This window comes from Frigidibacter sp. MR17.24 (assembly GCF_037095655.1).
Taxonomy (GTDB): domain Bacteria; phylum Pseudomonadota; class Alphaproteobacteria; order Rhodobacterales; family Rhodobacteraceae; genus Frigidibacter.
In genome coordinates this window covers 628,735-645,226 of sequence record NZ_JBAWKE010000001.1, presented here as the reverse complement: position 1 = coordinate 645,226, position 16,492 = coordinate 628,735, and the positions used below count along the sequence as shown (strand labels likewise).

Annotated in this window: 11 protein-coding genes; 4 read left to right on the top strand and 7 right to left on the bottom strand. The window is 71.7% G+C overall.

Features of this window, described 5'->3' with window-relative positions:
* Positions 1 to 252: 252 nt before the first annotated feature.
* Both gyrA and V8J39_RS03000 read left to right on the top strand, forming a co-directional pair.
* Positions 253 to 3,063, top strand: a complete 2,811-nt coding sequence (gene gyrA / locus V8J39_RS03005) for a DNA gyrase subunit A (protein WP_336459383.1) — start codon at positions 253 to 255, stop codon at positions 3,061 to 3,063.
* A 296-nt stretch (positions 3,064 to 3,359) separates the two neighbouring features.
* Positions 3,360 to 4,082, top strand: coding sequence for a hypothetical protein (locus V8J39_RS03000; RefSeq protein ID WP_336459382.1), 723 nt, complete (start codon positions 3,360 to 3,362; stop codon positions 4,080 to 4,082).
* A gap of 203 nt (positions 4,083 to 4,285) precedes the next feature.
* Here the strand turns inward: V8J39_RS03000 and V8J39_RS02995 are convergent, their stop codons facing one another.
* The 6 genes from V8J39_RS02995 to V8J39_RS02970 form a co-directional block, all read right to left on the bottom strand.
* Positions 4,286 to 5,767 carry a carboxypeptidase M32 gene (locus V8J39_RS02995; RefSeq protein WP_336459381.1) on the bottom strand — a complete coding sequence of 494 codons (1,482 nt, stop codon included), beginning with the start codon at positions 5,765 to 5,767 and terminating at the stop codon, positions 4,286 to 4,288.
* The gene (gene ctaA / locus V8J39_RS02990) at positions 5,764 to 6,933 is read right to left on the bottom strand and encodes a heme A synthase (RefSeq protein WP_336459380.1); all 1,170 of its coding nucleotides are present in this window, start codon (positions 6,931 to 6,933) and stop codon (positions 5,764 to 5,766) included. The genes V8J39_RS02995 and ctaA overlap by 4 nt, the downstream gene beginning before the upstream one ends.
* Positions 6,934 to 7,116: 183 nt before the next feature.
* The gene (locus V8J39_RS02985) at positions 7,117 to 7,458 is read right to left on the bottom strand and encodes a hypothetical protein (RefSeq protein WP_336459379.1); all 342 of its coding nucleotides are present in this window, start codon (positions 7,456 to 7,458) and stop codon (positions 7,117 to 7,119) included.
* 81 nt (positions 7,459 to 7,539) lie between these two features.
* Positions 7,540 to 8,085: an RSP_2648 family PIN domain-containing protein gene (locus V8J39_RS02980; protein WP_336459378.1), complete on the bottom strand. Its 546-nt coding sequence runs from the start codon at positions 8,083 to 8,085 to the stop codon at positions 7,540 to 7,542.
* Positions 8,085 to 9,314 carry an RSP_2647 family RNA methyltransferase gene (locus tag V8J39_RS02975; protein WP_336459377.1) on the bottom strand — a complete coding sequence of 410 codons (1,230 nt, stop codon included), beginning with the start codon at positions 9,312 to 9,314 and terminating at the stop codon, positions 8,085 to 8,087. Before V8J39_RS02975 ends, V8J39_RS02980 begins: the two co-directional genes overlap by 1 nt.
* Positions 9,315 to 9,407: 93 nt before the next feature.
* Positions 9,408 to 10,778, bottom strand: coding sequence for a class II 3-deoxy-7-phosphoheptulonate synthase (locus V8J39_RS02970; protein WP_336459376.1), 1,371 nt, complete (start codon positions 10,776 to 10,778; stop codon positions 9,408 to 9,410).
* Positions 10,779 to 11,240: 462 nt separating this feature from the next.
* Between V8J39_RS02970 and V8J39_RS02965 the strand changes: the two genes are divergently transcribed.
* Complete coding sequence (locus V8J39_RS02965) at positions 11,241 to 12,176, top strand: GlxA family transcriptional regulator (RefSeq protein ID WP_336460177.1); 936 nt, start codon at positions 11,241 to 11,243, stop codon at positions 12,174 to 12,176.
* A gap of 312 nt (positions 12,177 to 12,488) precedes the next feature.
* Here V8J39_RS02965 and V8J39_RS02960 read toward each other — a convergent pair whose 3' ends face one another.
* The gene (locus tag V8J39_RS02960) at positions 12,489 to 14,633 is read right to left on the bottom strand and encodes a ComEC/Rec2 family competence protein (protein WP_336459375.1); all 2,145 of its coding nucleotides are present in this window, start codon (positions 14,631 to 14,633) and stop codon (positions 12,489 to 12,491) included.
* 341 nt (positions 14,634 to 14,974) lie between these two features.
* On the opposite strand from V8J39_RS02960, the gene gltX reads away from it, so the two are divergent.
* Entirely contained in the window at positions 14,975 to 16,429 is a 1,455-nt protein-coding gene (gene gltX / locus V8J39_RS02955) for a glutamate--tRNA ligase (RefSeq protein ID WP_336459374.1), read from the top strand.
* Positions 16,430 to 16,492 lie beyond the last annotated feature (63 nt).

Genomic DNA, 16,492 nt, shown 5'->3' with positions numbered 1-16,492 from the left:
TTCCGGCCCTCCTTCCGGCCCTCCGCCCGGCCTCCTGCGGCCCGTCCCGTGGCTGTCCATCGCGACTCCTTTGCACCACCCTGCCCCCGATGGTGTCACGATTCTGTTTCTTTTCAACAAAAACAGTGTGTTGGCACTCTCGGTCGCTGGCTGCCGACCGCGGTGCCGCCGCGCCATTGCACCCTATGGATGGGATGGTCTATAGTCCCGCACGACTAAATATTGACACGACCGGCAAGGCGGACAGGCAACGTGAACGACGATCCGGAAACCCCAGACAACATGGACGAAAAGCCGTTCCGCATGGCGCATGACGGGCCGCAGGTCTCGATCTCGGGAGAGATGCGGACCGCGTATCTCGACTATGCGATGTCGGTGATCGTCAGCCGCGCGATTCCGGACCTGCGCGACGGGCTGAAGCCGGTGCACCGCCGGATCCTGTTCGCGATGCACGAGACCGGCAACACCTTCGACAAGTCCTACCGCAAGTCGGCCCGGCCGGTCGGCGACGTGATGGGGAAATACCACCCCCACGGCGACGCCGCGATCTACGACGCGCTGGTGCGGATGGCGCAGGACTTCTCGATGTCGCTGCCGCTGCTGGACGGCCAGGGCAACTTCGGCTCGATGGACGGCGACAACGCGGCGGCCATGCGCTACACCGAGGTCCGCATGGCCAAGGCCGCGCAGGCGCTTCTCGACGACATCGAGAAGGACACCGTCGACTTCCAGGACAACTACGACGGCAAGGACAAGGAACCGACCGTCCTTCCCGCCCGCTATCCCAACATGCTGGTCAACGGCGCCGGCGGCATCGCGGTCGGCATGGCGACGAACATCCCGCCTCACAATCTGGGTGAGGTCGTCGACGCAACCCTCGCGCTGATCGACAATCCCGACATGTCGACCGAGGCGCTGATGGAGATCGTGCCCGCGCCCGACTTCCCCACCGGCGGCCAGATCATGGGCCGCGGCGGCGCCCGCAAGGCCTATCTCGAGGGCCGCGGCTCGGTCATCGTGCGCGCCAAGACCCGGGTCGAGGAGGTCCGCAAGGACCGCTACGCCATCGTCGTCGACGAGATCCCGTACCAGGTCAACAAGGCCACGATGATCGAGAAGATCGCCGAGCTGGTGCGCGACAAGAAGATCGAGGGCATCGCCCACGTCCAGGACGAATCCACCCGCTTCGGCGTGCGCGTGGTGATCGAGCTGAAGCGCGACGCGACGCCCGACGTGGTGCTGAACCAGCTGTGGCGCTTCACCCCGCTGCAGACCTCGTTCGGGTGCAACATGCTGGCGCTGAACGGCGGCCGGCCCGAGCAGCTGACCCTGCGCGACTTCCTCACCCATTTCGTCACCTTCCGCGAAGAAGTCGTTGCCCGGCGCACGGCTTTCGAGCTGCGCAAGGCACGCGAGCGCAGCCACGTGCTGTGCGGCCTGGCGGTCGCGGTGTCGAACGTCGACGAGGTGGTCGCGACGATCCGCGCCTCGGCCGACCCGGCGGAGGCGCGCGAGAAACTGATGACCCGGCGCTGGCCGGCGCATGACATCGCCGAATACATCCAGCTGATCGACGATCCGACCCACAAGATGAACGAGGACGGGACCTACAACCTGTCCGAGACCCAGGCCCGCGCCATCCTCGAGCTGCGGCTGCAGCGCCTGACCGCGATGGGCGTGAAGGAGGTCACCGACGAGCTGCAGGAGCTGGCCGCGAAGATCCGCGACTATCTCGACATCCTGGGCTCGCGCGAGCGGATCATGGCGATCATCTCGGACGAGCTGCGCGCCGTGCGCGAGCAGTTCGCCGTGCCGCGCCGGACCGAGATCATCGACTGGGCCGGCGATCTCGACGACGAGGACCTGATCGAGCGCGAGGACATGGTCGTGACCATCACCTCGGGCGGCTACATCAAGCGCACGCCGCTCAGCGAGTTCCGCTCGCAGCGGCGCGGCGGCAAGGGGCTGGCGTCGATGTCGATGAAGGACGACGACGTGGTCACCACGCTGTTCGTCGCCAACACGCACACCCAGCTGCTGTTCTTCACCACCGACGGCATGGTCTACAGCCTGAAGTGCTGGCGGCTGCCGCTGGGCGCGCGCACCACGCGCGGCAAGGCGCTGGTCAACCTGCTGCCGATCGTGCCCGGCATCTCGGTCGCGGCGCTGCTGAAGATCGACGAGCCCGAGGCCGAGTGGGACAACCTGCAGGTCTTCTTCGCCACCTCGGTCGGCGACGTGCGCCGCAACGCGCTGTCGGACTTCGCCAACGTCAAGCGCAACGGCAAGATCGCCATGCGCCTGGACGAGGGCGTGAGCCTGGTGAACGTGCGCATCTGCGACGAGAACGACGACGTGATGCTGGTCACCGCCGCGGGCCGCGCGATCCGCTTCCCCGTCCCCGAGGTGCGGATCTTCAAGGGCCGCGATTCGACCGGGGTGCGCGGCATCCGGCTGGTGGCCGAGGGCGACCGCGTGGTGTCGATGTCGGTCATCCGCCACTTCGAGGCCACGAGCGAGGAGCGCGTGGCCTATCTCAAGCAGCGCCGCCTGATGGCCGGCGTGACCGAGGACGAGGCCGCGGATGACGAGGACGAGGGCGTCGAGGCCGGCGCCCTGTCGGTCGAGCGCTATGCCGAGATGTCGGCGGCCGAGGACATCATCCTGACCATCACCGCGCGCGGGCTTGGCAAGATCTCGTCCAGCCACGACTTCCCGGTCCGCGGCCGCGGCGGCCAGGGCGTCACCGCCTTCGAGAAGACCATGCGCGGCGGCGCGCTCGTCGCCTCGTTCCCGGTCGAGATGGGTGACCAGGTGATGCTCGCGACCTCGACCGGCCAGTCGATCCGCGTGCCGGTCGAGGGGATCTCGTTCCGGTCGCGCTCGGCCGGCGGGGTCAAGGTCTTCGACACCGCCACCGGCGAAGAGGTCGTGTCGGTCGCCCATATCGGCGAGCAGGCCGAGGAAGAGGCCGAGGGCGGCACCGATGCCGCCGCGACCCCGCCCGAGACGCCCGGGGCGCCCGAGGCACCCGGCCCCGAGGGCGGCGCCGGCGAGGACTGATCCGCCGCGCCCGGATCGACGACAGGACCCGCACCGGCCCGGCCGGTGCGGGTTTTTCATTGCGGTTTTCCGGTGCGGGTTTTCGGGTGCGGTTTTTTGCGGCCCCGCGCCCGGATCGCCGGAACCCGGGGCGGCCCCGGCGGCTTTCCCTCACGCACAGGTCACGAAAGGCGGAGGCCGGCCGATCCCGACGGGTTCGACTGTCGCCGGCGCCGGTTTTCGGGCATGCTGCGATCAAGGCACGGGCGACAGAGACCCGGCCGCTAACCCTGACGAAACGAAGCAGGAGCAGTCCCATGACACGCGCGCGCCTCGCGGCCCTCGCCACCGGATCGGCCATGTTCGCGGCGCTTCTCGCGCCCGCGGCCCATGCCGAGTTCAAGGGTGGCACGGTCGACCTGTCGTATTCGACCTTCACCGATGACGACGACCTGTCGAAATACGGCGCCTCGGGCCAGTTCGACTTCCAGCTGGGGCCGATGTTCGGCCTGCAGGGCGATCTCGCCGCGCGCCAGCTCGACTTCCTTGACGACACCAGCACCGCCGCGGGCCTGCACGGCTATGTCATGACCATGCCCGACACCGCGGTCGGCGCCTTCTACCAGGCCGAGGGGCTGCAGGATTACGACAGCGAGCAGCTGGGCCTCGAGGCGGCGACGACGCTTTACAGCGGGGTCAAGCTGCAGGGCTATGTCTCGCGCGCCTTCGCGGGCGACGTGAACGGCAACATCCTCGGCGCCCAGGCCGACTACCCGCTGAGCGAGAGCGTCGCGATCGGCGGCAAGGTCGACTACATGAACCTCGAGCACGGCACCGAGGCGACGCGGCTGGCGCTGACGGCCAGCTATTCGCTGCCGGGGGTGAGCTTCTACACCGAGCTTGGCAAGCTGAACGGCGATGTCGACGGCTATGACGACGGCGACACCTTCGTCGGGCTCGGCGCCAAGTTCCGCTTCGGGCGCGAACAGCAGGCGACCTTCGGGGAACGCGGGCTGGGATCGCTGCTGCCGGGGTTCTGAGCCCCGCGGCCGGCCGGGAGGGGGCGCTGCCCCCGCCGCGCTGACGCGCGGCCCCCCGGGATATTTGGACAAAGTCGAAAGCCTCGGGGGGCTGGGCCGCGACCGTGCTGTCGCACGTGCCGGCCCGGGTCGCGGGTCGGGCGGCCGCGGGGGGCCCTGCTGCGGCGGCGCCCGGGGCCGTCACGGGCGCCGGGCGTCTTCGGTCAGAGGCGGTAGATCGCGGCGAATTTCGCCTCGAGATAGTCGAGGAGCGGCGCCTCGGTCGGTGCCGTGCCGCAGGCGGCGGTGATCACCGCGCGCGGCGCGTGCAGCGCGCCGTGGCGCTGGACCCGCTCGGCCAGCCAGGCGGTGGCGGGCGAGGGATCGCCCTGGGCGAGGCTTCGGTCGAGATCGGGGATGTCGCGCCGGATCGCCTGCATCAGGCAGCCCGCGTAGACATTGCCCAGAGCATAGGTCGGGAAATAGCCGAAGAGGCCCGCCGACCAGTGCACGTCCTGCAGCATGCCGTCCTGCGGGCGCGGCACCGCGACGCCGAAATCGGCCAGGAAGCGCGCGTTCCATGCCTCTTCGAGGTCGGCCACGTCGAGATCGCCGCCGATCAGCTGCCGCTCGAGGTCGAAGCGCATCATCACGTGCAGGTTGTAGTGGATCTCGTCGGCCTCGGTGCGGATGAAGCCCGGGCCCACGCGGTTGACCGCGGCGTGGAACGCCTCGGGCGTCTCGAGCGCGAGATCGCCGAACTCGGCGCGCATCTGCCCGAAGATCCAGCCGGTGAAGGCGGCCGAGCGGCCCAGCTGGTTCTCGTAGATCCGGCTCTGGCTTTCGTGCACGCCCATCGACACGCCCTGGCCGAGCGGGCTGAGCGCATAGGCCGGGTCGACCGACTGTTCGTAGGTGGCGTGGCCGACCTCGTGGATCGTCGAGTAGAGGCAGTTGAACGGATCGCTTTCCATCACCCGGGTGGTGATGCGCACGTCCGCGCCCGAGCCCGAGGAGAACGGGTGCACGGCAAGGTCGATGCGGCCGCGGGTGAAGTCGTAGCCGAAGGCCTCGGCCACCTTGCGCGACAGCCGCAGCTGCGCCTCGGCGCCGAAGGTGCCCGAGAGCGGCGCGGGCTGGTAGGCGGCGCCCAGGATGCGCTCGCGCAGGGCGACCAGACGCGGGCGCATCCGGTCGAAGATCGCGGCGATGTCGGTGGCGGTGGTCTCGGGTTCGTATTCCTCGAGCAGGGCGTCATAGGCGGTGGTCGCCGCGGTGCCCTCGGCCCAGGCCTGCGCCTGTTCGCGCCGCAGCATCACCACCAGGCGCAGCGTCGGCAGGAAGTGCTGCACGTCGCCCGCGGCCCGCGCCTCGGCCCAGATCCCGTGCGACAGCGAGGTCAGCCGCGCCAGCTCGGCCGCCAGCCGGTCGGGGATGCAGCAGGCCCGCGCGTAGCTGCGGCGCGTCAGCTCCAGCAGGCGCGCGCCCTCGGCATCGGGGGCCTCGGCCGCGGCGAGCCAGTCGCCAAGGCGCGGGTCGGTGCGGCGGGCATGGATCACCGCCTCGATCGCCGCCATCTCGTCGCCGCGCTGCAGCGCAGCCCCCCGGGGCATCATCGTCTCCTGGTCCCAGCCGAGACGGCCGGCAATCTGCGACAGCGCCTCGGTGTCGCGCAGGAAGGTCTTGAGATCTGCGAAGGCGGTCACCGGGCACCTCTGAGCGACTGGACATGGGGATATTGCGCGGCATGGCGCGCGCGCAGGATCAGGGTGAACAGGATCACGGCCCCGACCTGGTGCGCAAGCCCGAGGCCGAGCGGCGCGGCATGGACCGCGGTCATGATCCCGAGCGCCACCTGCACCGCCAGCATCACCGCCATCGCGTGGAAGGCGCCGCGGGTCTGGGCATGGGGCGAGCGGCGGCCGCGGTTCCAGACCACGAGGCCGAAGACCACGAGCAGGTAGGCCACCATGCGGTGGATGAACTGCGTGAGCCCGGCGCTTTCGAAGAAGGCGCGCCAGGCGGGCGCGTTGGAGCCGTCGGCCTGCGGCAGGTAGAAGGCGTCCGAGGGGAAGAATTCGCCGTTCATCGAGGGCCAGGTCGGGAAGGCGCGGCCGGCGTCGATGCCCGCGACCAGCGCGCCCAGCAGCACCTGCAGGAACGCGAGGTGCAAAAGCCCCGTGGCCATGCCGTAAAGCTTCGCCTCGCGCTGGCGGCGGGCCTGGAGCAGCGCCGCCTCGGGGCGGCCGAGCGAGAGGAAGAACCACGCGATCGAGCCGAGGATCGCGAAGGCAAGGCCGAGATGCGTGGCCAGGCGGTAGCTTGCGACCGAGGTCATGTCGCCGGTCAGCCCCGAGGCCACCATCCACCAGCCGATCGCGCCCTGCAGGCCGCCCAGCACCCCCAGCGCGAACAGCCGGCCCGTCCAGCCCGCCGGGATCTTGCGCGCGGCGAGGAAGCCGAAGAAGCCAAGCGCCCAGACCAGCCCGATCGCGCGGCCAAGCTGGCGGTGGCCCCATTCCCACCAGTAGATGCTCTTGAACCCCTGCAGCGTCATCTCGCTGTTCATCAGCCGGTACTGCGGGCTTTGCTGGTACAGGTCGAACGCGCGCTGCCAGTCGTCCTGCGAGGTCGGCGGCAGCGCGCCGGTGACCGGCTTCCACTCGGTGATCGACAGGCCGGAATCGGTGAGCCGGGTGGCGCCGCCGACGGCGATCATCACCATGACCATGACGAACAGCACCGCCAGCCAGGCCCGGATCCAGCCGCGGGCGCCGCCGCCCGAGCGGGTCTCGATCATGCCGCCCTGCGGGGTCGGCGCCCTGGTGCCGGTGCCCACCTCTTCGAACAGCTTGCGCGGTGATTGCGCCATCGCGCCTCTCCTTGGCCCTTGCGGAATTGCGGCGCAACCTAGGGCCGCGCCCGCCGGGCCGCAAGCCTTGGCCGCCGGGGCGGAAGGTCGCGCACCGGCCATGCCCGCGTCAGCCTGCGGGCCCGGGCGGCGCGCGACATGTGGGCGGACGCCGCGCCACTCGCGATGTCGATCAGCCAGCTCTTATGGACGACACCGGGCGATGTCACGGACCGCACTCAGAAAGGCATCCGACGCGTCTGGCCCGCTGCGACCCCAGTAAAAATGATCGGGCCGCTTCAGTAGCAGCGCGAAGCCGTGCCGCTCCGCGAGCTTCGCCGCATCATGGTTCGCGACGTAGACTTTGGAGAGATACCATTCGCCCGTCCTGCGGTTCAGGCCACCGACCTTTTCACCGCGGCGGCGCACCGTCATCTGCATCCGAAGTGCGGCGCAGTCGAAATCCGGATGCATGTCCAGCTCGCGAAACACCGCGGCGGCAGGTGCCGGCAAGGCACTGACGGCTTGTTCAAAGCTTGACGGCATGGATCTTCACTCCCCGAAGGAAGACAGATCCGATCACAGCCGTAGTTACTAGTTGGTTAATTCTGCAAACGTCACGCTGCGTCACCCGCGGGCGAGCGCCTTGCCGAGCCGGGGGCATTTCGCGCGCTTCATCAGTGCCCGGATCTCCTGCCGCTCGCCCGAGAGCCGCTCGGCGGTGGCGCGCACGCCCTCGACCACGCGCTCGACCCGCGCCGGGTCGCGCGCCAGCAGCCCCAGCAGGAACGGATCGGGATGCTCGGCCCGGATCGCGTGCGGCCCCAGCGCCCAGCCCGGGAAATCGCGCAGGTTGAAGGTCACGATCGCCGTGGCCCGCCCCGCGATCGCCGCCGCCAGCACGTGGCGGTCGTTCGGATCGGGCAGGTCCAGCGCCTCGGCCGCGGCCTCGGGCACCGGGACCGAGGCCGCGGGGAAGGCCGCGCGCAGGGTCGCGATCTCGCCCCGCGCGATCAGCTCGTCGGCGGGCGAGAACCGCCGCGCCGCCCGCGCCCATTCCTCGAGGATCCGCTCGGACCAGAGCGGCGCGAACAGCCCCTCGCGCGCGAGGCCGACCAGGATCTCGCGCAGGACCGTCGGATAGAGGACGCAGGCGTCGAGCAGCACCGCCATCAGTCGAGCCGGAACGCCACGGCCTTGAGATAGCCGCTTTCGGCAAGCTGCGGCAGCATCGGGTGGTCGGGGCCGGCAAAACCGGTGTGGATCAGCTGCCCCCGGCGCCCGGCGCGGCCGATGCCGCGGGCCGAGGCGTTGCGGAAGCTGGCGAGATCGGCCGCGTGCGAACACGAGCACAGCACCAGGTAGCCCCCCGGCGCGACCAGCGCCGCGGCCTTCAGCGCCACCCGCTCGTAGGCGCGCAGCCCCGCCTCGAGCGCAGGCTTGGCCGGGGCGAAGGCGGGCGGGTCGCAGATCACGAGGTCATAGCCCGCGCCCTCGGCCTTCAGCGCGTCGAGCGTGTCGAAGGCATCGCCCGCGCGGGTGGCGAAGCGCTCGGCCATGCCGCCCGCGGCGGCGCCCTGCTCTGCCAGCGCCAGCGCCGTGGCCGAGGCGTCGACCGACAGCGCCGAGACCGCGCCCCCCGCAAGGCAGGCCAGCGCGAAGCCGCCGACATGGCTGAAGACGTCGAGCACGCGCGCCCCCCGCGCGAGCGAGGCCGCGAAGGCGTGGTTCGGGCGCTGGTCGAAGAACAGGCCGGTCTTCTGCCCGCCCACCAGGTCGGCCATGTAGGTCGCCCCGTTCATCGACACCGGCACCGGCCCGTCGAGCGCGCCCGACAGGATCACCGTCTCTTCCGCCAGCCCCTCGAGGCCCCGCGCCCGGCCCGAGCCGTTCTTGACGACGGTCTCGACCCCGGTGACCTCGGCCAGCGCCGCGGCCAGATCGTCGATCAGCGCCTCGGACCAGGCGGCGTTCGGCTGGATCACCGCCGCCGCGCCGAAGCGGTCGACGATGACGCCCGGCAGGCCGTCGGCCTCGGCATGGACCAGCCGGTAGAACGGCGCGTCATAGAGACGCTCGCGCAGCCCGAGCGCGTGGCGCAGCCGGGCGGCGAGCCAGGCGCGGTCGATCACCGCGCCCGGATCGCGGTCGAGCATCCGCGCGATGATCTTCGAGCGCGGATTGACGGTGACGGTGCCGAGCGGCCGGCGCTCGGCATCCTCGAGCACCGCGAGGGTGCCGGGGGTCAGCGCCTGCGTGCGCCGGTCGGTGACCAGCTCGTCGGCATAGACCCAGGGGAAGCCGTGGCGGATCGCCCGGGCCTCGGCCTTGGGGCGCAGGCGCACGACGGGACGGGTGGCGGGATCGAAACCCGGCAGCGAAGCGGAGGAAGTCTGGCTCATGGGTCCCTCTAGCCCGGCGGGGCCGGTGCGGAAAGCGGCAAAAGCGAAGGGCCCGCGCGTGGCGGGCCCTTGCGGAGCGGGATCGGGCGGGCCTCAGAAGCCGGCGGCGCGCGCGAGGCGGCGGCGGTCGTTCAGCTCCTCGGAGACGAGGAAGGCCAGCTCGAGCGCCTGGCTGGCGTTCAGGCGCGGGTCGCAGGCGGTGTGATAGCGCGAGGACAGGTCCTCGTCCGTCACCGCGCGCACGCCGCCGGTGCATTCGGTCACGTCCTGGCCGGTCATCTCGAAATGCACGCCGCCCGGGATGGTGCCTTCCGCCTTGTGGACCGCGAAGAACTCGCGCACCTCGCGCAGCACGCTGTCGAAGGGCCGGGTCTTGAAGCCCGAGGCCGCCTTGATCGTGTTGCCGTGCATCGGGTCGCAGGACCACAGGACCTTGGCGCCCTCGGCCTCGACGGTGCGGATCAGCCGCGGCAGGTGGTCGCCGACCTTGCCCGCGCCGAAGCGCGCGATCAGGGTCAGCCGGCCGGCCTCGTTCTCCGGGTTCAGCTTGGCCATCAGCACCTTGAGATCCTCGGCCGTGGTCGAGGGGCCGCATTTCAGGCCGATCGGGTTCTGCACGCCGCGGCAGAACTCGACATGGGCGCCGTCGGGCTGGCGGGTGCGGTCGCCGATCCAGATCATGTGGCCCGAGCCCGCGACCGGCAGGCCGGTGGTCGAGTCGATCCGCGCCAGCGCCTCTTCGTATTCCAGCAGCAGCGCCTCGTGGCTGGTGTAGAAGTCGACCGAGGCCAGTTCATGCGCGGTCTCGCCGGTGACGCCGGCCGCGGTCATGAAATCGAGCGCATCCTCGATCCGCTGCGAGATGTTGCGATAGTTCGCCGCCGCCGGCTCCTCGATGAAGCCCGCCATCCAGGTCTGCACCCGGTGGATGTCGGCATAGCCGCCGGTCGAGAAGGCGCGCAGCAGGTTCAGCGAGGCCGCGGCCTGGGTATAGGCCTGCAGCATCCGCGCCGGGTCCGGGATCCGCGCCGCGGGCGTCGGCTCGAAGCCGTTGATGATGTCGCCGCGATAGCTCGGCAGCTCGACGCCGCCGATCACCTCGGTCGGGGCGCTGCGCGGCTTGGCGAACTGGCCGGCCATGCGCCCGACCTTGACCACCGGCACCTTGGCGCCCCAGGTCAGCACGATCGCCATCTGCAGCATCACCTTGAAGGTGTCGCGGATGTTGTCGGCGCTGAACTCCTGGAAGCTCTCGGCGCAATCGCCCCCCTGCAGCAGGAAGGCCCGGCCCTCGGCGGCGGCGCCAAGCGCGGCCTTCAGCTTGCGCGCCTCGCCGGCGAAGACCAGCGGCGGATATTTCGACAGCTGCGCCTCGACGGTCGCCACCGCCGCGGCATCCGGATAGTCCGGCATCTGGATCCGCGGTTTCGCGCGCCAGTCCGATTTCGTCCAGCCCTTGGTCATTCGGGGTCCCTCCAAAGCTCAGGCGCCGCCGCGCCTGTACGGCCCCGTCGGGGCCCCGCGCGGACGACGGCGGGCTTATAGCGGGCCGCGTCCGCCCTGCCTAGCCATCATTCCCGGCAATCCCCGCCGCAGCGCGGCGCGATCCTGCCGGTTTCGGCGCCTGGCGCAGGCTGGAAACGACCGCCGCTAGGCCGCGACCGACGGTTGTCAATGCACCGCGTCACGAGGCCCTTGCGGCGGCAAAGATTCCCTGCTTCTGTGCCTTCCGAAACGACATATCTGGGTCGCAAAATGGCCACCGGACGCATGGAATCGCCGCTCCCCCGCATGCAAGCCCCCCGCGTCGCCGAAGGCCGGCCCGCGTCCGGGGCGCGCGCCGTTGCCAAGGAGGCGGGCAAGGGCAAGCGCGCGGGCGATCCCGACCCGCGCCGCTTCGTATTCCTGCTGCTGGACCGCTTCACCATGCTCAGCTTCGCCGGCGCGATCGAGCCGCTGCGCATCGCCAACCGCGTGGCGGGGCGCGAGATCTACGTCTGGAAGCTGGCGGGCGAAGGCGGCAGCTCGGCCACCTGTTCGAACGGGGCGTCGTTCCGGCTCGACATGGGGCTCGACGAGATCGAGCGCGACGACACGGTGCTGGTGTGCGGCGGCATCGACGTGGCCGAGGCGACCTCGCGGCCGATCCTGAACTGGCTGCGGCGCGAGGCGCGGCGCGGGGCGGCGATCGGGGGGCTGTGCACCGGGTCCTGGGCGGTGGCGAAGGCGGGGCTGCTGGACGGCAAGCGCGCGACCATCCACTGGGAGAACCAGGACAGCTTCCTCGAGGAATTCGAGGAGGTGCGGCTGACGAAATCGGTCTTCGTCGTCGACGGCAACCGGCTGTCGACCGCGGGCGGCACCGCCTCGATCGACCTGATGCTGAAGCTGATCGCCGAGGACCACGGCGAAGAGCTGGCCAACACCGTCGCCGACCAGCTGATCTATTCCTCGATCCGCACCGACCAGGACACGCAGCGGCTGTCGATCCCGACCCGGATCGGCGTGCGCCACCCGAAGCTGAGCCAGGTCATCCAGATGATGGAGCAGAACATCGAGGAGCCGATCTCGCCGGCCGACCTCGCCGAGGACGTGGGCATGTCGACGCGCCAGCTCGAGCGGCTGTTCCGCCGCTATCTCAACCGCAGCCCGAAGCGGTACTACATGGACCTGCGGCTGTCGAAGGCGCGCAACCTGCTGATGCAGACGGACATGAGCGTGATCAACGTCGCGCTGGCCTGCGGCTTCGCGAGCCCGTCGCATTTCTCGAAATGCTACCGCGCGCATTACGCCACCACCCCCTACCGCGAGCGCGGCTCGCACGGCAGCCACCCGGCCGCCCCGCAGCGCCTGTCGATCTGAACCGCCCGCGCCGCCGCCCCGCAGCCTGCCGTCCCCCTGCCGCAGGCCGCCCGGGCGCTCCCCGCACGCCGGCCCGGGACGACCCGGCCCGGTGCGGCTTGCCATGCGCACGACGCCCGGCGCGGCGGGCACAATCTGGCGGGCCCGGCGCGGCAGGCCCAGTGCGGAAAGAACAGCCTAAAAACTGTCGGAACACCCCGGTGCGGATGGGTCCTGTGCGAGGGCGCGTCTGGGTCCGGCGGCCGCGTAGTCGCGACGGCGCGGGCGCGCGCCGCTTGCGGCGGGGCACCGGCCGGGGTGGGCGTGGCGGCGCTAGCGCGTCCAGTCGCGCCAGCCGGTGACATCGCGGCTCGAGGTGATGCGCAGCCCGTCCGGGCCCGGTGCCAGCGCCAGCGCGCCCGACCAGCGCAGGCGGCGCATGTCCCACAGGTCGCAGGCCGGGCTGCCCTCGGCGGGCCAGCCCTCGGGCCGGGCGCTGTCGAGGATCACCACCGCCCCCGCGACGCAGGCCGCGTCAAGCTGCGCCGCCCCCCGCTTGCCGGTCAGCCCGATCACCCGCACCCCGGCCAGCCGCGTCTCGCGCCAGCCGTCGGGGCCGGTGAAGGCCGGGCCGCCGCCGGGCCCGGGCCGCGCCGCCGCCGTGGCCTGGTCGGCGCCGTCGCCGTCATCCTCGAGCCAGGCATCGGCCGCGAAGCCCGACCCCTTCGGCCGCGACAGCGCCCGCCCCTCGGGCCCGAGCACGCCCAGAAGCCCGCCATCGGGCGACACCAGCAGCGCCGGCCGCCCGGCCGTCAGCCACAGCCCCGCCGCCAGCGCCATCGCGACGACGCCCGGGCCGCGCCAGGCCCCGCGCGCGGCCAGCGCGGCGACCGCCCCCACCGCCAGCAGCGGCAGCACCGCCGGCGGCGGCCCCGGCACCATCCGCACCGCCCCCTCGAGCCCCGAGACCCAGCCCGCGACCCACAGGATCCAGCGGCAGCCGATCCCCATCGCCCAGAGCGCGGGCGCCGCAAGCCCCAGCGGCGCCAGCAGCCCCGCGATCACCCCCGCCGGCATCACCAGCGCCCCCATCACCGGCACGGTCAGCATGTTGGCCAGCAGCCCGTATTCGGCCATGCGGTTGAAATGCGCCGCCGCGATCGGCGCCGTCGCCCCGCCCGCCACCAGCGACGACACCGCCAGCGCCAGCACCGGGCGCAGCGGCGCGGGCAGGTGCGGCGCCACCGCCTGCCAGGGCCGCCAGCTCAGGATCAGCGCGCAGGTCGCGGCGAAGCTCATCTGGAAGCCGGGTTCGGCCAGGCTCTCGGGCCGCGCCGCAAGCAGGATCATCGCCGCCACCGCGACCGAGCGCAGCGTCACCGCGCGCCGGTCGATCATCACCGCCACCAGCATCACCGCGGTCATGATCCAGGCCCGCGCGGTCGCATCCTCGGCCCCCGCGAGCCAGAGGTAGACCGAGGCCGCCACCAGCGCGACCGCCGCCGCGATCTTCTTGGCCGGCAGCCGCAGCGCCGCCCCCGGCACCAGCACCAGCCCGCGCCGGACCGCGGTGAAGACGAAGCCGGCCAGCAGCCCCATGTGCAGCCCCGAGATCGAGATCATGTGCGACAGGTTCGACCCCCGCATCGCCGCGTTCGTCGCCCCGTCGATCCCCGACCGGTCGCCGGTCATCAGCGCCGCGGCGAAGGCGCCGGCCTGCCCCGGCACCGCCGCCTGCATCGCCCGGCTGATCGCCATCCGCGCGCCATGCGCGGCCAGCGCCCCGCCGCCGTCGCGCCCCAGCACCTCGACCGGGCGGCGGGTATAGCCGACCGCGCCCAGCCCGTCGAACCACGCAAGCCTGCGGAAATCGAAGCCGCCCGGCGCCACCGGCCCCTCGGGCGGCGACAGGTGGCCCAGCAGCCGCAGCCGCATCCCGGGCACGGGCAGGAAGTCCCCGGCCTCGGCATGCAGCGCGATCCGCACCCGGCCCGGCGTGCGGTCGGGGCGCAGGTCCTGCAGCCGCACCTGGTCGAGCGTGACGCGCAGCCGGTCCGACCAGCTGCGGTCGATGTCGACCACCCGGCCCTCGACCGGCCCGTAATAGCGAAACCCGAGCACCGGCGCCGCCACCGCCGCGGTGCGCGCGGCCCCGGCAAGGAAGCCCGCGGCGACCAGCGCGAGCGCGAGGGCGAGCGGGCGCAGATCCTCGGGCAGGCGCGCGCGCAGCGCCACCGCCCCGGCCAGCGCCGCACCGACCGCGGCCGAGGCCAGCACGCCCGGGTCGCCGGGCCAGGCGAACCAGGCCGCGATCCCGAGGCCGAAGCCGACCGGCGCCAGCGGCAGCATCCGGCCCAGCCCCTCGGCCAGCTGCACCCGCGGCCCCGGCGCCGCGCCCGCGCCGGCCGCCTGCGCCAGCCCGCGCCGCAGCCGCGCCATCGCCCCCGCCTCGCCCGCCCTCGCCTTCACGATCCCCATGCCGCCCCTGTCCCCGACATCCGCGCCCGCCGCACGGATCCTGCCCGCACGGATCCTGTCGGCATCGCCCCGGCCGGTGCCGCCGCGCGGTCGCACCCCCCCAGACCAAGCCCCAGACCAAGTCCCAGACCAAGTCCCGGGCCCTGCCGCGGCCCCGGTTGCGCCGCCGTGCCCGCCCGCGGCCACTGCCGGCATGCGCCCCCGGCTTGCCCGTGCCGCCGCAGGTGCCTAAGAGAACGGCGAAGCCCTGCCTCATCAGGCGGGGCAATGGTTACCGCCGGGTTAAGCATGGCTGCGCCGGCAGCCGCGCGCCCGCCCGCCCCACGGAGATCCGCCGCCAGATGACCGCCCCGACCCCCACCCAGGACCCCGCCGCCACCACCGCCACCCCCGGGACCGCGCGCAGGATCGTCACCCGCTTCGCGCCCTCGCCGACCGGCTACCTGCACATCGGCGGCGCGCGCACCGCGCTGTTCAACTGGCTTTATGCCCGCGGCCACGGCGGCACCTTCCTGCTGCGCATCGAGGATACCGACCGCGAACGCTCGACCCCCGAGGCCGAGGCCGCGATCCTGCAGGGCCTGACCTGGCTCGGCCTCGACTGGGACGGCGAGCCGGTGCGCCAGTTCAGCCGCTCGGACCGCCACGCCGAGGTCGCGCGCGAGATGCTGGCGAACGGCGCGGCCTACAAGTGCTTCTCGACGCAAGGAGAGATCGAGGCCTTCCGCGAGGCCGCGCGGGCCGAGAACCGCTCGACCCTGTTCCTGTCGCCCTGGCGCGATGCCGACCCCTCGACTTATCCCGACGCGCCCTACGTCATCCGCCTGAAGGCCCCGCGCGAAGGGGTGACGGTGGTCGAGGACCGGGTGCAGGGTGACGTGACGTTCAAGAACGAGACGCTCGACGACATGATCCTGCTGCGCTCGGACGGCACGCCGACCTACATGCACGCGGTGGTGGTCGACGACCACGACATGGGCGTGACCCACGTGATCCGCGGCGACGACCACCTGACCAATGCCGCCCGCCAGATCCAGGTGTTCCGCGGCATGGGCTGGGACGTGCCGGTCTTCGCCCACATCCCGCTGATCCACGGCCCCGACGGCAAGAAGCTGTCCAAGCGCCACGGCGCGGTCGGGCTCGAGGAATACCAGGGCATGGGCTACCCGGCCTCGGGGATGCGCAACTACCTGGCGCGGCTGGGCTGGAGCCATGGCGACGACGAGGTCTTCACCGATGCGCAGGCGAAGGACTGGTTCGAGCTCGAGGGCATCGGCCGGGCGCCGGCGCGGCTGGACTTCAAGAAGCTCGAGCATGTCTCGGGCCAGCACATCGCGATGACCGACGACGACGCGCTGCTTGCGGAAATCGAGGCCTATCTCGCCGCAGCCGCGAAACCCGCGCTGACGAACACCGCGCGTGCGCGGGTGCAGGCAGCGATGCCGGTGCTCAAGGAACGGGCGAAGACCTTCCCCGATCTCCTTGAAAAGGCAGCCTTCGCGACGGTCGAGCGCCCCATCGTCCCGGACGAGAAGGCGGCGAAGGCGCTGGACGATGTATCCCGCGGTATACTGTCGGAATTGACGCCGCAGCTGCAAACTGTTAGCTGGACGCGTGAGGAATTGGAGGCCAGAGTGGCCTCGGTCGGGGAGGAACACGGTCTGGGTCTCGGCAAGCTTGCCGCGCCGCTCCGGGCCGCCCTCGCCGGAAAAACGGTATCGCCCAGCGTCTTCGACATGATGCTGGTCCTCGGTCGGGACGAGGTCATCGCCCGCCTGACCGACGCGACGCGCTGAGGCCCGCGACGAGGCCTTGAACTGACCCAAGGGCGGCCCCTGTCCGGGCCCCCGCGGGTACGA